This window comes from Nocardioides humilatus (genome assembly GCF_008373755.1).
Taxonomy (GTDB): domain Bacteria; phylum Actinomycetota; class Actinomycetes; order Propionibacteriales; family Nocardioidaceae; genus Nocardioides; species Nocardioides humilatus.
Genome location: NZ_VUJV01000003.1, coordinates 565,577 through 582,097 on the forward strand (window position 1 = coordinate 565,577; position 16,521 = coordinate 582,097).

The window sequence follows — 16,521 nt, forward strand, 5'->3', positions numbered from 1 at the left end:
GGAGCTTCCTTCCCGAGATGGTTTCCAGTGCGTGCTCTGGTCTAGGGGCCGGTCAGCGAGAGGCCGACAAGGCCGGGCCAGAAGGCGAAGACAACGGTCACCGGGAGGACGATGAAGACGACCGGCACCATCATCACGATCTCCCGGCGCGACGCCTGTTCGATGAGCTCGCGGCGCCCGGCCTCGCGGACGTCGCACGCCTGCGCGTGGAGCACCTCGGTGAGCGGGGTGCCGCGCTCGACGGCGACGGCGACGCCGTGGGCGAAGCGCGCCACGATCGGCACGCCCGTGGTCGCGGCGAGCCGGTCGAAGGCATCGGCGACCGGCTCACCCGTGCGGATCGCCGCGAGCACGCCGCCCAGGTCAGCTGCCAGTGCTCCGTGCGAGCGGCTCACCACCCGATCCACGGCAGATACCGGCCCCTCCCCCGCGGCTACCGCCAGCGCGAGCAGCTCGGCGATCGCTGGAAACTCCGCGACGATGGCCCGCTCCCGCTTGCGCACCTGGGCAGTCAGGTGGTGGTCGCGCCACAGCACGCCACTGGCGAACCCGACCAGGCAGATGAGGACCAGCGGCACCAGGCTGCGCGGACCCGACAAGGCGCTGACCAAGCAGTAGGCGGCGGCCACGCCGAAACCCGTGAAGCCCCAGAGCACCTGCTCCACCCGGAAGTCGTGGACGCTGCGGTCGATGCCCGCACGAGCGAGCCGTCGTCGTACGGACGCGGCGCCGCCGAGGGTCCGTTCGACCAGGTCCGCCGCCGATCGGAGCAACGGTGCAGCCAGGGCGCCGAACGCGGTCCGAGGTTCGCGGCCCGTCGGTGTCGCTGGCGCGGCCGTCAGGTCGCGGACGTAAGGAAGCACGCGGATCGCGAGGCTCGGTCGGCGACCGGACAGGACGGTTGCGATCACCATCAGCAGGCCGGCGGCCGTGGTGCCTGCGAGTAAGCCGCCCAGGACAGCGGGCGTCACGCGAGGATCCGGTGCTCGGTCGGGAGCCGGCCGATCCGCATCATGACGCGGTAGGCCGCCACGCAAGCCAGCGCACCGACCACGAGGACGACCGCTCCCGTGGCCGAGCGGTAGCGCGTGATCACGTCGGGCTGGAAGGACATCAACATGAGCACCAGCCAGGGCGCGGCGACCGCCATCCGCGCGCCGTTGACCGCCCACGCCTGCCGGGCCTCGAGCTCAGAACGGGTGCGCAGATCGTCGCGAAGGTAGGTCGACAGGTTGCGCAGCAGCCGCCCGAGCTCACCGCCACCCACCTCGCGGGCGACCCGCAGACCTTCGATGACTCGGTCGCCGACCGGGTCCGCCAACCGAGCCTTGAGCCGGTCGAGACAGTCACCGAACCGGCCCGACACCTGATAGTCGAGCGCGAACGCATCAAAGGCCGGCCGCAGGGGTTCGGGCCCGCGCACCGCGAGCGCCGCGACCGCATCGGGCAGCGACATCCCCGCACGTACGGCCGATGCGAGATCATCGACGGCCTCCGGCCAGACCTCCGCGAGCTCCCGTTGTCGTCGTCGTGCACGCCCGGAGCCCATCGCGATCGGGAGGTAGGCAGCAAGCGATCCCATCACCAGCGCAAGCGGCGCCGTGCGCGACACGGCGAGCACGACGAAGCAGACGATCAGCCCGATCGCGCCACCGAGCAGCGCGAGCGAGCGCGACGAGACCCCGACCATGCCCGCCTCCGCCAGCATCACCTCGAGTCGGCCCGGACGCGCAGCACGGGGCGGGGTGGCCCTCGGCGTGGTGAAGGCCGACCAGATCAGCAGCGATCCGATGCCCACCCCGAGCCCGACGAGCGCACCCATCTCAGTCCGCCTCGTGGAGCAGACGTCGCACGTCGATGCCCACCCGCTCGAAGTGAGCGATCCGCGGTGGCATCCCGATCCCCCGGCGAAGCACCCCGTCACGCATCTCGAAGACCGGCTCGGTCTCGATGATGTCCTGCTCGGCTCGGCCAGGCACCGCGACGATCTCCACCACGCGACGTACCCCTCGCGGGTCGAGCTCCAGGTGCACGACGAGGTCGACCGAAGAGGCGACGGTCGGTACGACGAAGCGCGCCGAGATGTTCTCCCCTGCCAGCAACGGCAACGTGCAGACCTTCGTGAGCGCGTCCCGTGCGCTGTTGGCATGGATCGTGCACAGCCCAGGAAGTCCGCTGTTCAGAGCGAGGAGCAGGTCGAGCGCCTCCTCAGCCCGTACCTCGCCCACGATGATCCGGCTCGGGCGCATACGCAGCGACTCCTTGACCAGGTCGCGGAGCCGCACCTCACCGGTGCCTTCGAGTCCCTCCTGCCGGGTCTGCATCGCAACCCAGTCGGGATGCGGGAAGCGCATCTCGAAGACCTCCTCGACGGAGATCACCCGCTCACCGCCAGGGATCGCAGCTGCCAGGCAGTTGAGCATGGTCGTCTTGCCGGCCTGGGTCGCGCCACTCACCAAGATGTTGAGGCCAGCACGGACCGACGCTTCGAGGAACTGCGCAGCCGACGGGGTGAGGCTCTGCAGGGCTACGAGCTCGGACAGCCGGGCCGCGCGCACGACGTACTTCCTGATGTTGACGGCCGAGAAGCCTCGGCTGATCCCCTGCAGCACCACGTGGAGCCGGTGCCCCTGGGGCAGCATCGCGTCGACGAAGGGCCGCGACATGTCGATCCGGCGACCCGTCGTCTTGAGCATCCGCTCGACGAGCTCGGAGACCTGGGCCTCGGTCAGCACGAGGTTGGTGAGCTCGTGCCTGCCGTGTCGTGCGACGAACACCCGGTCGGGACTGTTGATCCAGACCTCCTCGACCGTCGGGTCGTCGAGCAGCGGCTGCAGTGGCCCGAAGCCCGCGACCCGAGCGACCAGCTCGGCGACCATCGCGTCGGCGTCGCCGACGGGAGCGACGACACCTGTCAGGCTGCGGTCGTCGTGCTCGCGGACCACGGCCTCGGCAAGGCCCCGCACCGCAGCCACCTCACGCTGCGGGTCGAGCCCGTCACGTCGTACGGCGACCCGCAATTCTTCGTCGAGGCGCGCCACGACGTCGTCCACAACGGTCACTTCGACCCCCCCGAGATGAGATCCGTTCCGATTCCGAACAGTAAAGGAATCGGGGAGTCCGTGACCAGACTCAGTTCACACTTGTGCACAAAGTGAGACGCGGGTCATGTCAGACGGAGGTCTGGAGGCGGTTGACGACGAGCGTCCCGATGGCGTCGCCCTGGTCCATCCCGAACTGGATCGCCATGGGGTAGTGGATGCCGCCGTACTGCCTCGAGATCGCCGCTTCTTCCGCCGCGACGCGGAAGTTGCGGAAGACGCGGGTGCCCCACTCGGGGATGGTGTTGACGTCGGTGAAGCGGATCGGACCCAGCAGGTCGGTGAGCACGGTGGCCGCGGCTGCGGAGGCGACGGAGTGGCCGGAGGTGTACTCGGGGAAGGGCGGGGTGGCCACCCAGGTCGCCCAACTGGGATCGATGTGGTCGTGGACGTAGTCGACGGGGCGGATCAGGTTGTAGCGGTACTTCCAGGTCCAACAGTTCAGGAAGGCGTCGTGCAGGGCGACGCCCACCCGGGCGTAGGCCTCGACCGACCGCGCCAGCGAGAGCCTGCGCTGCTCGCACACCTGGCGGGTGATCTGCATCCAGTGCCCCGACGGGAGCCCCGAGGTGTGCGGGTTGTCCCGCCAGAACATCGCGGTCTCGCGCTGGGCCTGGGTCAATGCCAGCCCGGTCTGGTAGGTCGCGTTGGCCTGGTCCCAGAAGGCCGAGCCCTCCGCGGTGGAGAAGGGCACGTAGCGAACCGGCTTCACCTCGTCGGCCCGCTGCAGCACCATCGGCCGGACCTCGGAGAAGTAGGCCCCGATCGGCTCGCCGTAGTTGGGCGGGCTCGGGCGCCAGCGCGACGGTCCGATCGGCGGCGTGTAGGGCCGCAGCGACCCCGCGTAGCCGTCGCTCGACACCCACGCGACCAGGTCACGCCCGACGCGGGAGCCGTGGTCGAGCGACGCGCTGACCACACCGGCCGGCACTCCGGCAGCCCGGCGGAGCCGGACCTGGCGGTCGTAGACGGCGGCGATCGGGTCGGTCGGGCCCGACGGTGCGCCACGGAACAGGTAGTCGGTGAGCGTGCGGAGCGCACTGGCGATGACACACGCGGGATCGGTTCGGCCGCGCGGCGGCTGCGGGAGCGGACGGAGGTCGGTCAACTGCCCCACGAGGCTGCGCAGGTTGTCCGAGAAGGGAGCGACGGACTCATACAGCCCGACCGCCACTGCGCAGTAGATCCGCGCGGCGCCCGTCGGCGTACCGACTCCTTCGTGCCACACACGGTCGTAGACGGCCCGGAGCCAGGCGTGCGCCGCATCGCCGCGTACGACGTCGGGGTCGCTCGATGCCGAGGCCGGCACCGGCAGCCACGTGGCCGACGCGGCACCGGCGGCGCTGATCCCGGCGAGTCCCAGGAAGCCGCGCCGCGTCCAGTTCGGTCGATCAGGCTGCATCACCACGATCACCCCCTCCTCACCTTGAAAGCTCGCGTCGCCCAGAGAAGATCCCCTGCCGGCAGGCAGTTCTCGGCCTCGACGGAGCCCAACCCGTCACAGTGCTGGGCGCTGAGGTGCCACCTGACCTGGACGGTGTGCTTGCCCGGTGGCAGCGGTTTCATCAGCGGCAAGGTCGCGCCGATCGGCAGCGGCTCCGAGGACGGGTCGTAGTCGGCGTAGGTCCGGTCGGTACGCAGCACGTCGGCGGCTGAGAGCACCGCGGTGCGTTCGGCCGCGGTGCCGCGGTCGGTGACCACCGTGACGGACTGCAGCTTGGCCGCGAGGTCCTCGATCGGCGTGGCTCCGGCCGGCACGAAGCCCGGCGGCACTTCCTCGAAGGCGGTGTTCACGATCCAGAACGTCAGCGGCCGCCACCGGGTGCCAGCATCGATCTCTCGACACACGTACTCCACGAACGGGTCCGGCACGGCGAAGACGATGTTGAGGTCCACACCGAAGGTGTCGATGCAGTGGTCGGACCCGCCGGGATCGAAGCGGACGGCGCCCCGCACCCGGTCGAAGTCGTTGAACCGGTTCGTCCAGACCGCCGCGACTGTGCCCTCGGGCCCTGCGGCGACATCGGGCCCGGAGATGGCCACGCCGTCCCCGTAGAGCGAGGTCGGGTTCGACCAGGTCCAGCCCCGGTTCGAGATCGCGGCGAGGAGCTGACCGCCCTCGGCCTGCAGCCAGACGACCGTCGTCCGGCCGTCCGGGCTGGCCGCGACCTGAGGAGCGGTAGCGTCCCAGCCACCCTCCGACAGCTTCGCGGGCGTCGACCACCGTCGATCCGACAGCCGGGTGGAGGCCTCGACCCGGTGGTTGCTCCCGGTCCGGAGCGCCCAGACCGCGGTCACCGCACCGCTGGCGTCCATCACGACCTGGGGGTCGTGAGCGTCCCGGTCCGCGGCAGAGAGCGTCGCCGGCCGCGACCAGCGACCCGTCTTCCCGTGTCGGACAGCCTGGATCCGCTCGTCGGTGCCGTCACTGCCTCGCCAGACCACGGCCGCCGCGCCACGCGCCGTCGCCGCGACCTGCGGCTCCTCCGCGTCCCGGCTCCGCGCCGACAGGGTCCGGACCTCCGACCACGCCCCGCGCCTCGACAACCGGATGACCTGCACCCGGTCGTGCGCGCGACCCGTCCGCGACCACACGACGGCCCCGGTGCCGTCGCCGGCGACCGCGACCTGCGGGTCCCACGCATCGGCGTCGCCCGACAGCGTCTGTGGCGCCGACCAGTCGGTCGTTCCGCGCGTGCTCGCCTGCACCTCGGAGCCTCCTGGCTCGGCGCTGCGCCACACGACGACCGCGCGGTCGCGCCCGACGGCGACCTGCGGGTCCCACGCGTCGGCACTCGCACCGGACAACGTCACGGATTCCGACCAAGGGGTCGTCGCGGTCCGGGTCACGGCATCGATCCGATAGTGACCGCCGTCCCAACGGCGCCACGCGACGACGTACCTGCCCCGCGGACCGATCGCCACCCGCGGGTCGAACGCGTCCTGGCCTGAGGGCGAGATGAAGAACGGCTTCTTCCAGGAACCGGCCTTCGGGTGAGTGCTCGCCTTGACCCGGCCGCTCCCCCGGTCGACCCAGACGGCGAGAGCGGTGCCCCACGGGCTCACGGCGACCTGCGGGTCTCCACCGTCCGCGCCGTCGTCGGACAGCGTGGCCGTCCGGGACCAAGTGGGAGGCGGTTCTCCGTTCGCCGCCACCAGGTGCGCGTCGATGCCGGTCACGTCGGCACCGTCGAGCACGACGTCCGTCGCCTCGCCCACGTTGTCGACCCCGTCGTAGAAGTGGGGTTGCTCGTAACCGTAGGCGAAGGGGGTGAAGCCGATCCGGTAGGTCCCGTCCGGCACGTAGAGCTCGTAGTGCCCGTCAGGCCCGTTGAACGCCTCGCCCGCGACCACCCAGTCCAGTACGACGGGGTCCCACTGCCAGGCGTTGACCTGGGTCGGCGGCGGACCCGGCGGGCTGCCCGGCAGCTCGTCGCCGGTCACGGTGCCGGCGATCTTGTTGTTCTCCACGACCTCGATGTCGATGCCGGTGACGCCCGCGGTCACCTGCACCACGTCGGTGGCGTCGTCGATGGTGTCCGCGCCGTCATAGAAGACCGGTTGATAGCGGTGGGCGAAGTCGCTGACACCGATGCGGTAGGTGCCCTCCGGCACGTAGAGCGCGTAGGTCCCGTCGGGCCCCGTCAATCGCACCTTCACCTGCACCCAGGCTCCGAAGCCCACGTCGAAGCGCCAGGCCGCGACGCTCAGGTTCGCGACGGGCGCACCGCCATCGGCCTCCGTCACGGTGCCGGTGATGGCCGGACCCGTGTCGACCGGCCCGCTGGTGATCGCCACGCTGATGTCGGGCACGTCCGCGCCGGCCATGACCACGTCGGATGCGAGGTCGATCGTGTCCACGCCCGGGTAGTAGACGGGCGGGAACCGCCCCTGCCAGGTCTGGAACTGGATCCGGTAGGTCCCGTCGTCCAGATAGAGGGCGTAGCGGCCGTCGGCCCCGGTCTCGGTGACCTTCACCGCCGCCCAACCGCCGGGGGCCGTCGCGTCCTCCTGATAGGCGGTCACGTTGACCGCGGGCATGTTGATGCCGTCGAGGGTCACGCCACCGGTGACGGCGTGGTTGCGGGCGAGGTCGGCGTCGATGTCGCCGACGTCGCCTGCCACGACCACGTCGTCAGCTGCTTCGACGGCGTCCGCGTCGTCGAAGAACTCGGTGCGGAAGGGACCGTGTGCGTCGGAGAATCCGACCCGGTAGGTGCCGTCCGGCACGAGGAGCGCGTAGGTGCCATCGTCCTCGGTCAGGGCGTCTCCGGCCGGGTCCCAGGACGGAGTCGGACCGGCGGAGTGCTGGTAGGCCGTCACGTTGATGTCACCGACGGGCGTGCCCGTGCCGGTCACCGTGCCGCTGATCGTCCGCAGCGCCACGAGCGCCACGTTGATGCCGGTCGCACTGCCTCCGCTCGGGACCGTGACCTGGGTCGAGCCGGGGTCGCCGATGTCGGTGCCGCCGCCGTAGAACTGCCGCGCGTGGGCCGGTACGTCGTCGAAGGACACCTTGTAGACACCCGCGGCGAGCGACAGCGAGTAGGTCCCGTCGGGTGCCGTCTGGGTCGTCCCGCAGGACTCCCCCGGGTCCTGGCCACTGACCGCCCAGCAGAACGCCTCGACCGTCACGTCGCCGATCGGCGTGCCGGTGCCGGCCTCGGTGACGGTGCCGCTCAGCGTGCCGTTGGCCGCCTGGGCCGAGACGATGCTGCCCGTGACGGTCAGGGCCGCGAGCACGGCGCCGGCCACCAGGACAGCGAGGATCCTTCGAGACCGACGAGCGGATGCCTTCATGAGCCGCGCCTTAGGTGTGCGTCCTCCCCGAGCGCAGTCTTCGCCGCATCGCCCACCGTGGCAACAGGGCTAGCCCTACGAGCATCAGCAGGTGATCGGCTGCGCGTGCTCCGGGTCGAGCGCGTTGAAGGCGATCTGGGCGGCGACCGCGTCGAAGGCCATCGCGAGGTGCTCGGAGAGGTCCATCGGGCACAGGTCCTGCAGGACGTAGTTGCGCTGCCCCGGGAGGTAGCCGCTGGTGTAGGGGATCACCAGCTCGTCGTACTTGCTCATGACGGTCGTGTATTCGACACCGGGCGCTGCGGCGCCGCCCTCGGCGAGCTTCTTCTGCATCGGTGAGCCGGCGAGGAACTGGGTGCAGGAGCCACAGAAGGCGCTGATCAGGTTGATGATCGGCTGCGCGAGACCGGCCTTCTCGCCGGCGTCACGGATCGCGGGGATGCCGAGGATCTTGGTGCCGGCGTAGAGCGGCGTGTAGGCGACGTAGCGCTTCACCTTCGGGGCACCGCCGAGGAACTTCAGGTAGTACTGCGGCATGAACGTGCCCTCGGAGTGACCGACCAGGTCGACCTGGGAGGAGCCGGTCGCCGCCAGCACCCGGTCGATGAACGTCTTCAGCTCGCGGGCGCTGTCCTCGATCTTGATCGTCCCGCCCGGCGCGCCGAACGGCACCGCGAGGGGGTGCAGTCCGTAGGTGAGGGCGAAGACGCAGTAGCCCCGCTCCTTGAGCCGCGGAGACAGGTAGCCCCAGTTCATGCCCATGTTGGCGCCGAGGCCGTGGACGAGTACGACGGGACGCGGGTGCTCGGCGCTCGGCCGGCAGGTCCAGTCGTTGGCACCCTTCGGCGGTCGCTCGAGCGAGGTGACCGCTGAGGCCGTGGGTGGCGACGCGAGGTTGCTGGTCAGTCCGCTGGCGACCAGCGTGAGAGCAAGCAGGAGTGAACCGAGAGCCGATCGCCGCATGCGGGGACAGTACGACGACCCACCGCCATGTGGGAACCGACCTTTTCACATGCCCCCTGTCCGTGGCCGCGGCCCGGTGCGACACTCGAGAGGTCGAAGGCTCCGCATGAAACGCCCGCTCGCCGTAGTCCTGCTCCTCGCCGGCCTCCTCTCGACGCCGACGCCGGTGGCGAGCGCGGCCGCAGGAGGTGACCTCGACCGGAGCTTCGGCACCAACGGGGTCACGAAGGACCCGGCGGTCGGCGTCTCCGGGAGGGCGGTCGCGCTCCAGTCGAACGGCCGGATCGTCGTCGTTGGCTACAGCGGCTACTGGGCGTGGGTCTACCGCTACCGCACCGACGGCACGCTCGACACCTCGTTTGGAGGAGGGGACGGCCGGGTCAACATCGACTTCGGCCACCCGACCGAGCTCAACGACGTGGCGATCCAGTCGGACGGTCGCATCATGGTGGTCGGCCGGACCCACATCGCCGGCCTCAGCGACTACTACGACACCGCCGTCGCCCGGCTCACCTCGAGCGGCGACCTCGACACCACCTTCCGCGGCGACGGGAAGTCAGTGCTCGACCTCGGCTTCCGCGACGGCGCAGACGCCGTAGCGATCGCTCCGAACGGCCGGATCGTCATCGTCGGCGACGGGCTGGTCAAGCTCGACGGCGACTTCTACGTCACCCGGCTCACGAGCAGCGGCGCGCTCGACAGCACGTTCAGCAGCAACGGCAGGACCACCACCGGCTTCGGCGGCGAGAACGACGCCGCCCTCGACGTCGCGGTCCAGAGCGACGGGCGCATCGTCGTGGCGGGCCGCACCGACGCCGACGGTGAGTACGACTACGACTTCGCGGTCGCCCGTTACACCACCAGCGGCGGCCTCGACGCGAGCTTCAACTTCGACGGCAAGGCGAGCATCGGCTTCGGGGACTCCGACGAAGCCCGAGCGGTCGCGATCCAGTCCGACGGCAAGATCGTCCTCGCGGGGCCGAGCGACCCCGACGACGGCCCGTCCGACTTCGCCGTAGCCCGCCTCAACGCCGTCGGCCTGGCCGACGACGACTGGGACGGCGACGGCAAGATCACCACCGGCTTCGGCGGCACCGACGACTGGGCCGAGGACGTGCTGGTCCAGCCCGACGGGCGGATCGTCGTGGTCGGCAGGGTCCGCACCGACAAGCTCGGTGGCCCCTTCGACCTCGGCCTGCTCCGCTACAACCAGAGCGGCTCCCTCAACACCAGCTTCGGCGGCGACGGCAAGGTCCGCACCAACCTCGGGACGAGCGACGAGATCTACGGCATCGCCCGGCAGACCGACGGCAAGCTGGTCGTCGCCGGCGAGGTCGGCCAGGGCGCCGACCCCCAGCTCTTCGTCGCCCGCTTCCACTGGACGACCGACCCGGCGCCCACCACCACGATCGACAGCGGGCCGAGCGGTGACACCGCGGACACCACGCCGACCTTCACCTTCCACTCCAACGAGTCCGGAGCGAAGTTCGAGTGCACGGTCGCGACGCCGTACGTCCCCTGCACGTCGCCGAAGACCTTCACGCTCGCGCCCGGGAGCTACACCTTCAAGGTGCGGGCGATCGACTCCTCGGCGCAGAAGGACGCGACGCCGGCGACCCGGTCGTTCACGATCCTCACGCCCTAGCGAGCGCGGCCTCCCATGCCCCGACCTCGGCGACGGTGAGCCCGACCTCGCCCCGCGTCGTCTCGAGCACCAGCACCGGATAGAGGTCCCGGCTGCCGTTGTAGGACTTCTCCACCCGGGTCCGCTTGATCGTGCTGACCGGCACGGTGAAGCCCTTGCCGATGAGTGTCCGCACGACGAGCTGGTCCTCGGTCAGCACCAGCCAGCAGGAGTTGGAGACCCGGGAGAAGGAGCCGGTGCCACCGCGGTAGGTCGCGCGCTCCGGCCCCAGGACCGCATCGGAGTGGGACGACCGCATCTCGTCGGCGACCCGACGGCTCGACCGCACCACCCACACCAGGAAGACGACGAGGGAGACGAGGGAGAGGACGGCGACGCCGATGCCGATCACAGCGGCCAGCAGTCCGAGGCTCATGCCCCCATCCTGACGGACCGCCCCCGCTCCCCGTCAGCCGGCAAGGAAGCCGAAGGAGGTGTTGGTCAGCGCGATGTCTCCGAGCTCGACCTGCTCGCCGTCCTCGTTCTCCACGATCGCGTTGGTCAGCTGCGCCCGGACCGGCTGGTCGTTGCCGGAGCCGTCGAACTCGAACGTCGGCACCTCCCCCTCGAAGACCAGCGTGCCCTCGACGATCTCCCAGGTCTCGGCGACCTCGGCCTGCGGGTCCTCGATGACGTCGTTGCACCAGTTGGCGTCGAGATGCGTCCCCACCGTGACGGTCGCGGTCCAGCCCTTGTCGGGGAAGGTGACGGTCGAGTCGACCTTCGGACCGTCGAAGTCGTGGTAGATCGACAGCAGGTTCTCGCCCTCGTCGTCGACCTTGGCGAAGCCGAAGCCGCAGCCAAGATCCTTGGTGAAGGTGAAGCTCGGTTCGGACGGTCCCCCGGCCACGTCGTTGCCGTGCGCGCTCTTGTCGTCAGAGCCGCACGCGGTCAAGGTCGTGGCCGCGAGCAGTGCGACGGGGATCAGGGAGAGCAGCCGGGTCTTCATGTCACCTCAGACGTCGCCGGAGCACGGACGGTTCCAGGGCAAGGGCCGAGAGGAGCCGCGCGTCTGTGGGGGACGCGCAGCCCCTCCCGGGGTCTCGGGCCAGCGCTAGGGCGCGGGCGTGATGGTCACCGCGACGTCGTCGATGTGCCAGTTGGTCCAGAGCGAGGAGTCCTCCTGGCCGAAGAACGACAGGGTCACGGTCTTGCCGAGGAACGCCGCGGGGATCACCTTGGTGACCTTCACGTAGTTCTTCGCGGGGCAGTTCGGGTTGCACTTGTCGGCGTCGAGGTTGGTCCGCGTCAGCATCAGGAAGTTGTTGACCTTGACGTCGAGCTTGTCGAAGACCGTGGTGGTGCTGGTCTCCGTCGTCAGCGACCACACGTAGAAGGTCAGCGTCGCCCGGCACGCGCCCGAGGGCAGCCGCACCTGCTGCGTCGCGAGCTCGGTGTGGGTCGTGCCAGCACCATTCATCCACGCGCTGCCCGGGCCGGTCCGCGCGACGGACGGAAGGTTCCGGACGTACTCCCACAGCGGCATGGTCCACGGCGCGTGCGTCTGGTTCTCGTAGCCGCCGTTGCCGATCCGGTCACCGCTGCAGACGTTGGACGCCGACGGGTTCACGGTGATGTTGAACCAGCCGGTCCCGACCCGAGCCATGGTGTCGGTCGCGGTGACGGCCACGGTGTAGCTGCCGGGGGTGTTCGACGCCGGGGTTCCGGACACCTGCCCACTGCTGGCGTTGATCGTCAGCCCGGACGGCAGACCGGAGGCCGACCAGTTGTAGACACCGCTGCCACCGGCGGCCGTCATGGAGAAGGGCGTGATCGCCGCTCCGGCGGTGACCACCTTCGTGACGTTGGCGTTGGTGACCCGCACAGCCGGCTGGCCCATCGCGCAGGTCGCCTCGCCGGCCTCGGCGGGCACGGAGACCGCGTCCCACGCCTGCTTGATGCGGGTGAACTCGAGGCAGGACGACTGGCCGTAGAGATTCCGCGCAGCAACGAGGGTCCACGCCCGGTACTTCTTGTAGGACGACGCCGTCGTCTTCATCAGCATCGCCGTGTAGAAGACCTTCACCAGCTTCTGAACACCGATACCCGTCACAGGCGCGCCGTCGCACGTCGGACTGACCGGCATGCCGGCGGCGTTGCTGCCGATCGCTGCCAGGTAGAACCAGTGGTCGCCCGGCCCCGCTGCTGCGTGCACCTCGGTGCCGCTGTTGCTGGTGTCGTCGACGATCGGCGACCAGCAGGCCGGGTCGCCCTCGAGCGCCGGGTTGATCATGTTGCGGATCTCGCCCGAGCCGCTGAGGTTGACCTCCTCACCGATCAGGAAGTCGGGCTCGTCGAACGCGACCGGCTGGTTGTCGAAGAACTCCGTGGCGGTGCCGAAAACGTCCGCCACGAACTCAGATGTGTTGCTGCCGGACAGCCCGCCCGGGGTGTGGTCGTCGATGCCGTGGCCGAACTCATGGCCGACGATGTCGAGCGAGCCCACCCACTCCCCCGAGGTGTTGTGACCGATCTGCACCTGGGTGCCGTCGTAGAAGGCGTTCTGGTCGTTGAGGCCGACGCGGATCGGCAGCCAGCCGTTGGACGCGTTCATGCCGTCGCGGCCGAGCCAGCCCTTCAGCATGAGCTTCTCCTGCTGCGCGGCGTAGAGCGCGTCGACACAGCCGGTCTCGATGTTGAGCCCGTTGCCATTGCCCCAGTCGTCGTCGGCACCGGAGAGGTTGACCCCTGGGCTGGCGATGTTCTGGCAGGACAGCGTGGTCGCCCCGGGCGTCGCCATCGAGAAGGTCGCACCGACGTGCAGCGTCTTGACGTCGACCGGGTCGGGCCCGGACCAGTTGGCGTGGCCGGTGCCGGCGAGCACGTGCTCGGTGGTCTTCAGCACGCGACCGGAGCGGGCGTCGACGTACACGTCGAGACGGGAGGCCTCACCCGCACGCCGTCCGACTGCGGTCGTCCGCCACGCGAGGTCGGACTTCTTGCCGCGCTGGAGCACGACCAGCTGGCTGCGGCCGAGCTGCGCGCCGCGCACCTTGCCGGCAGTCGTCGCGCGGGCCCTCGACGCAGGCACGCGGGCGGTCACGTCGGAGAGGCGGACCTTCCCGGTCTGCGCCACGCTCGTGTAGACCACGGCTCCCTTGCGTACGACGACCACGAAGTCACCGCCGACGACGGGCAGCCCGCGATAGGTGCGCTCGTAGGGCACGAACCGGAGCGGACCCGAGCGCAGCACCTTGCCCGGGACGGTCCGGTCGTGGCGCGACAGGTAGAGCTGGTGGGCCCGGCCCGCGACGACCGCTTCCGCCGCCGCGAGGGCGCCGGCACCGTCGTGGCGGGGCGCACTGGCCTGAGTCGAGGTGACCGGTGACGGCGGGACGCTGGGGTCGCCGGCCTGGGCCGGACCAGTGGGCAGCAGAGTCAGAGACGCGGCAACGGCGACGATCGTCGATGCCACGAGGGAGCGTGTGGCGATCATGCTCGAATCGTCACAGTCCGGGGGCATTCGCGCTGCCGAATGCCCACTCCCGTCGGACAAATTTGCCGGTGGTCCAGCCCAGTTGAAAGCTCACGAAATGGCCGGAAGGGGCCGTGCACCCTGGGGGGAGGTGCGCGACCCCTTCCGGGTCTGGGGCCAGCAGCCGCTAGGGCGTGCTGATGGTCAGAGCCACATCGTCGAGCCGGAAGCTCGTCGCCAGCGAGCTGTCCTCGTCACTGGTGAAGGAGAACGTCACGTTGGCACCCGCGAACGCGGCCGGCACGATCGCCGTCTGCAGCGTCCAGGTGTTGTTGGCGTTGACGTTGCTGAGCGACTTCAGGGTGAAGTTGTTGGCCTTGACGGTGTATTTGTCGAAGGCCGTCGAGCCCGACTCCTCGGTCGAGATCTTCACCCAGAAGGTCAGCGTGGCCTTGCAGCCGGCCGGGATCTTCACCTGCTGCGACGCGACCTCGGTGACGTCGTCACCCCAGCCACCCATCCAGGCGTACTTCGTGCCGCCGTGCTGGCTGCCGTCGGCGTAGATCGATCCGGCGCTCATCACCCACGGCACCGGGATCGCGTTCTCGAAACCGGGGTTGCCGAGGCGCTGACCGGTGCAGCTCGCCGTCGTGGGGCTGTTGACCTTCAACGTGAACCACGCCGTACCGACCCGCGCAGCCGTGTCCGTCGCCGTCACCTGCACGACGTAGCTGCCGCCCGAGGCGAGGCCGAGGGTGCCGGAGATCTGACCGGTCGTCGGGCTGATCGACAGCCCGGTGGGCAGACCCGTGGCCGACCAGGAGTACGGCGAGGAGCCGCCGCTGGCAGTCATCGTGAACGGCGCGATCGTCGTGTTGGCGTTGAACGTCCGCGACGTGGCGTTGGTGATCGACACCGACGCCTGACCGACCGTGCAGGTGGCCTCACCGGCGAGCGCCGGCACGGACACCGCGTTCCATGCGGCCTTGACCCGGTTGAACTCCGTGCAGGAGCTCTGGCCGTAGAGGTGGCGCGCAGCCGTGAGGGTCCAGGCCCGGTACTGCTTGTACGACGACGCGGTCGTCTTCATCAGCATCGCGGTGTACATGATCTTCATCGTCTTGGAGACGCCGATGCCGGTGACGGCGGGCGCACCCGCACACCGCGGGCTGACCGGCTGGCCGGCGGCGTTGCTGCCGATGGCGGCCAGGTAGAACCAGTGGTTGCCCGGGCCCGCGGCCGCGTGGACCTCCATGTTGTCGACCGAGGCCGAGTAGCAGTTGGGGTCACCGTTGACGAGCGACGGGTTGTACATGTTCCGGATCGGACCGGAGCCGACCAGGTTGATCTCCTCACCGACGAGGAAGTCGCGCTGGTCATAAGGAGCCGGCTGGTTGTCGTAGTACTCGGTCGACGCCCCGAAGGTGTCGCCGACGAACTCCTGCGTGCCGTTGCGCGAGATGCCGCCCGGGGTGAAGTCGTCGATGCCGTGGCCGAACTCGTGGGCCACCACGTCGAGCGAGCTGATCCACTGGTTGGCGTTGTTGTGGCCGATCTGGATCTCGTAGCCGTCGTAGAAGGCGTTGAGGTCGTTGAGGCCGACCCGGATCGGCAGCCAGCCGCCCGCGCCGTTCATGCCGTCGCGGCCGAGCCAGCCCTTGAGCATCAACTTCTGCTGCTGCGCGGCGTAGAGGGCGTCGACGCAGCCGGTCTCCTTGTTGGTGGCGACCCCGTTGCCCCAGACGTCGTCGGGGCCGGTGAAGGTCACGTTGGTCGCGGAGTCCTGGCAGACCAGCGACGGCGTGCCGGGCGTGGTCATCGAGTAGACCGCTCCGGGGTGGGTCGTGCCGATCGTCACCGGGTCCGGACCGGAGTAGGCCGCGTGGCCCTCACCGTCCGCGACGTTCTCCAGGGTCTGGAGCACCTTGCCGCTCGTGGCGTCGACGTAGACGTCGAGGCGCGACGGCGCACCCTTGCGCAGCCCGGTGGCCGTGGTCTTCCACGCCAGGCTCGACCGGCTGCCGCGCTGCAGCACGACGAGCGTGCTCCGGCTCAGCTGGGCCCGGTCGACCTTGCCGGCCGACGTCGAGCGCGCCGCGGACGAGGTGATCGACGGGCTGACGTCGGTCAACCTGACCTTCCCCGTCTGCGCGACGCTCGTGTAGACGACGTTGCCGCCCTTGTCGACGACGACGACGAAGTCACCGCCATCGACGGGGAGTCCCTTGTAGGTCCGCGTGTAGGGCACGAACCGCAGCGGTCCCGACCGCAGCGTCGAGGCCGCCTTCACCTTGTCGTAGCGGCTCAGGAAGAGCTGCGGCGCCTTGGCCGACACGACCGCGGCGGCAGCGCTGCGCGCCGCGGCGTCCCGGTCGACCTTCTTGGTCTGGATCTGGTGCCGCGCGGGCGGCTTGGCGGTGTCGGCTGTGGCGGAGCCCGACGGAAGTGCGGCAAGGGAAGCGGCGACGGCGAGGATCGACGTGGCCACCAGAGGGCGGAGGGAACGCATGTTCGGCATCGTCACCCGGAAACCGACGCCCGTCCGGCGAACAGTAAAA

Annotated in this window: 11 protein-coding genes; 1 reads left to right on the forward strand and 10 read right to left on the reverse strand. The window is 69.9% G+C overall.

From position 1 onward, the window contains the following. Positions 1 to 41: 41 nt before the first annotated feature. From F0U44_RS10590 to F0U44_RS10615, 6 genes are all read right to left on the reverse strand, one after another. Positions 42 to 971, reverse strand: a complete 930-nt coding sequence (locus tag F0U44_RS10590; RefSeq protein ID WP_149728256.1) for a type II secretion system F family protein — start codon at positions 969 to 971, stop codon at positions 42 to 44. Beyond that, positions 968 to 1,822 (reverse strand): type II secretion system F family protein, encoded by an 855-nt coding sequence (locus tag F0U44_RS10595; protein ID WP_149728257.1) that lies wholly within the window; start codon positions 1,820 to 1,822, stop codon positions 968 to 970. Before F0U44_RS10595 ends, F0U44_RS10590 begins: the two co-directional genes overlap by 4 nt. A 1-nt stretch (position 1,823) precedes the next feature. Then, on the reverse strand, positions 1,824 to 3,062 hold the full coding sequence (locus tag F0U44_RS10600; RefSeq protein WP_246160413.1) for a TadA family conjugal transfer-associated ATPase: 1,239 nt from the start codon (positions 3,060 to 3,062) through the stop codon (positions 1,824 to 1,826). A gap of 109 nt (positions 3,063 to 3,171) precedes the next feature. Next, the gene (locus tag F0U44_RS10605; RefSeq protein ID WP_246160478.1) at positions 3,172 to 4,503 is read right to left on the reverse strand and encodes a vanadium-dependent haloperoxidase; all 1,332 of its coding nucleotides are present in this window, start codon (positions 4,501 to 4,503) and stop codon (positions 3,172 to 3,174) included. Positions 4,504 to 4,511: 8 nt separating this feature from the next. Further along, positions 4,512 to 7,901: a collagen binding domain-containing protein gene (locus tag F0U44_RS10610; RefSeq protein ID WP_149728259.1), complete on the reverse strand. Its 3,390-nt coding sequence runs from the start codon at positions 7,899 to 7,901 to the stop codon at positions 4,512 to 4,514. 84 nt (positions 7,902 to 7,985) lie between these two features. After that, complete coding sequence (locus tag F0U44_RS10615) at positions 7,986 to 8,864, reverse strand: lipase family alpha/beta hydrolase (RefSeq protein ID WP_149728260.1); 879 nt, start codon at positions 8,862 to 8,864, stop codon at positions 7,986 to 7,988. A 106-nt stretch (positions 8,865 to 8,970) separates the two neighbouring features. Here F0U44_RS10615 and F0U44_RS10620 point away from each other — a divergent pair, with 106 nt between their 5' ends. Then, positions 8,971 to 10,509, forward strand: coding sequence for a hypothetical protein (locus F0U44_RS10620; protein WP_188113424.1), 1,539 nt, complete (start codon positions 8,971 to 8,973; stop codon positions 10,507 to 10,509). On the opposite strand, the gene F0U44_RS10625 is transcribed toward F0U44_RS10620, so the two are convergent. The 4 genes from F0U44_RS10625 to F0U44_RS10640 all read right to left on the reverse strand — a co-directional run bounded on the left by F0U44_RS10625 (position 10,499) and on the right by F0U44_RS10640 (position 16,472). Further along, positions 10,499 to 10,924 (reverse strand): hypothetical protein, encoded by a 426-nt coding sequence (locus F0U44_RS10625; protein ID WP_149728262.1) that lies wholly within the window; start codon positions 10,922 to 10,924, stop codon positions 10,499 to 10,501. The two genes, F0U44_RS10620 and F0U44_RS10625, sit on opposite strands and share 11 nt — an antisense overlap. 33 nt (positions 10,925 to 10,957) lie before the next feature. Further along, entirely contained in the window at positions 10,958 to 11,497 is a 540-nt protein-coding gene (locus F0U44_RS10630) for a hypothetical protein (RefSeq protein WP_149728263.1), read from the reverse strand. Positions 11,498 to 11,602: 105 nt separating this feature from the next. Continuing rightward, positions 11,603 to 13,984, reverse strand: coding sequence for a M4 family metallopeptidase (locus F0U44_RS10635; RefSeq protein ID WP_149728264.1), 2,382 nt, complete (start codon positions 13,982 to 13,984; stop codon positions 11,603 to 11,605). A 166-nt stretch (positions 13,985 to 14,150) separates the two neighbouring features. Beyond that, entirely contained in the window at positions 14,151 to 16,472 is a 2,322-nt protein-coding gene (locus F0U44_RS10640) for a M4 family metallopeptidase (RefSeq protein WP_149728265.1), read from the reverse strand. Positions 16,473 to 16,521 lie beyond the last annotated feature (49 nt).

Coding starts and splice junctions, on each gene's coding strand:
- F0U44_RS10640 (WP_149728265.1), bottom strand. CDS start 16,472: ATGCGTTCCCTCCGCCCTCTGGTGGCCACGTCGATCCTCGCCGTCGCC.
- F0U44_RS10595 (WP_149728257.1), bottom strand. CDS start 1,822: ATGGGTGCGCTCGTCGGGCTCGGGGTGGGCATCGGATCGCTGCTGATC.
- F0U44_RS10610 (WP_149728259.1), bottom strand. CDS start 7,901: ATGAAGGCATCCGCTCGTCGGTCTCGAAGGATCCTCGCTGTCCTGGTG.
- F0U44_RS10630 (WP_149728263.1), bottom strand. CDS start 11,497: ATGAAGACCCGGCTGCTCTCCCTGATCCCCGTCGCACTGCTCGCGGCC.
- F0U44_RS10625 (WP_149728262.1), bottom strand. CDS start 10,924: ATGAGCCTCGGACTGCTGGCCGCTGTGATCGGCATCGGCGTCGCCGTC.
- F0U44_RS10605 (WP_246160478.1), bottom strand. CDS start 4,503: ATGCAGCCTGATCGACCGAACTGGACGCGGCGCGGCTTCCTGGGACTC.
- F0U44_RS10635 (WP_149728264.1), bottom strand. CDS start 13,984: ATGATCGCCACACGCTCCCTCGTGGCATCGACGATCGTCGCCGTTGCC.
- F0U44_RS10620 (WP_188113424.1), top strand. CDS start 8,971: ATGAAACGCCCGCTCGCCGTAGTCCTGCTCCTCGCCGGCCTCCTCTCG.
- F0U44_RS10615 (WP_149728260.1), bottom strand. CDS start 8,864: ATGCGGCGATCGGCTCTCGGTTCACTCCTGCTTGCTCTCACGCTGGTC.